Annotated in this window: 2 protein-coding genes; both read left to right on the top strand. The window is 63.7% G+C overall.

Annotated features, from left to right (window positions below; translation table 11 throughout):
- The coding region (locus AC1DUU_RS31030; protein WP_476787146.1) for a succinate--CoA ligase subunit alpha at nucleotides 1-676 on the top strand (676 nt) is incomplete at its 5' end.
- 156 nt (nucleotides 677-832) lie between these two features.
- On the top strand, nucleotides 833-1801 hold the full coding sequence (locus tag AC1DUU_RS31035) for a 2-hydroxyacid dehydrogenase (protein ID WP_476787147.1): 969 nt from the start codon (nucleotides 833-835) through the stop codon (nucleotides 1799-1801).
- Nucleotides 1802-1822 lie beyond the last annotated feature (21 nt).

A 1822-nucleotide genomic window follows, 5' to 3' on the forward strand; every position in this document is an offset into this window, starting at 1 on the left:
ACCCTTCGCAGCAGACTCGATCATGGAAGCGGCTGAAGCCGGCCTCAAGCTCTGCGTCTGCATCACCGACGGTATCCCCTCGCAGGACATGATGCGGGTCAAGCGCTACATGCGCCGCTTCCGCTACGAAGACCGCATGCGCCTTGTCGGCCCGAACTGCGCCGGTGTCATTACGCCCGGACAGGCCCTGATGGGCATCATGCCAGGCAACATCTACCTGCCGGGCCGGGTTGGCATCGTCGGCCGCTCGGGCACGCTGGGCTACGAGGCTGCCTCGCAGATGAAGGCGCTCGGCATCGGTGTCTCGACATCAGTCGGCATCGGCGGCGACCCGATCAACGGCTCGTCGTTCAAGGACATCCTCAAGCTGTTCGAGGACGATCCCGATACGGACGCGGTCGTGATGATCGGCGAGATCGGCGGTCCGCAGGAAGCCGAAGCCGCAGAATGGGCCAGGCACAACATGCGCAAGCCGCTTATCGCCTATATCGCCGGTCTTTCGGCGCCCAAGGGCAAGCGCATGGGCCATGCCGGCGCCATTATCTCCGCCTTCGGCGAATCCGCCCAGGAAAAGGTCGAGATCCTGCGCGAGGCAGGCGTGACCATCGTGCAGACGCCGGCAGCCTTCGGCCCGACTGTCGCGGGTGTGCTGGAACAGCAAAAGAAGGCCGCCTGACCTGGCCTTCGGGGAGCCGGCGCCGACCGGCTCCCCACTGCCCGACCGTCCGATTATCGATGATCCATCACATGATGTGTCGTTTCGAACTGCTAGAGTGCTTGTTGCGCGTCTGTTTTGGGCGTGCGGCAGTCCAAGCATGATCAAGGAATTGAAATGAAACCTCGCGTTATCGTCACGCGGCGCTGGCCCGTAGCAGTCGAACAGATCCTGGCAGAACGCTTCGACACGACCTTTAACAAGGGCGATGCGCCGCTCGGTCCGACTGAGCTCAAGGCGGCGTTCCTGAATTTTGACGCGATCCTGCCGACCGTCAGCGACAAGCTGCCGGCGGCGGTGTTTCCTGACGCCGATGTCCGCACCAAAATCCTTGCCAATTTCGGCGTTGGTTTCAGCCATATCGACACCGAAGCCGCGCGTGCCCGTGGCATCGTGGTGACCAATACGCCTGGCGTGTTGACCGATTGCACCGCCGACATCGGCATGAGCCTTTTGCTCGCCGTCGCCAGGCGCGCGGGCGAGGGCGAGCGCCAGTTGCGCGCCGGCCAATGGACCGGCTGGTGCCCGACCCACATGATCGGCACCAAGGTGACGGGCAAGACGCTTGGCATCATCGGCATGGGCCGCATCGGCAAGGCCATGGCCAAGCGCGCGCATTTCGGCTTCGACATGGATGTCGTCTTCTACAACCGCTCGAAGGTTGATGACGAGGAAACCCGCGCCATGGGCGCGCGCCAGCTCGCGACCATCGAGGACGTGCTGGCGCAATCGGATTTCGTCTCGCTGCATTGCCCGGGCGGTGCCGAGAACCGCCACCTGATCAATGCGGAGCGTTTGGCCGCGATGAAGCGCGGCGCGTTCCTGATCAACACGGCGCGCGGCGACGTGGTCGACCAGAAGGCGCTGATCGCAGCGCTCGACAGCGGCACGATCGCCGGTGCCGGCCTCGACGTCTATGACGGCGAACCGGATGTGCCCGGTGCACTTATGCGTTTGGAAAATGTGGTGCTGTTGCCGCATCTGGGCAGCGCCACCGAAGAAACTCGTGTGGCCATGGGCATGAAGGCGGTGGACAATCTGACCGCCTTCTTCGAAGGCCGCGCCTTACCCGACAAGGTGGTGTGATGATCCCCGACCGCTTGGCTC

Source organism: Aminobacter sp. P4_H6_2 (assembly GCF_056400805.1).

Excerpts from the sequence above, each read along its gene's own strand:
- AC1DUU_RS31035 (WP_476787147.1), top strand. The coding sequence starts at position 833 with ATGAAACCTCGCGTTATCGTCACGCGGCGCTGGCCCGTAGCAGTCGAA.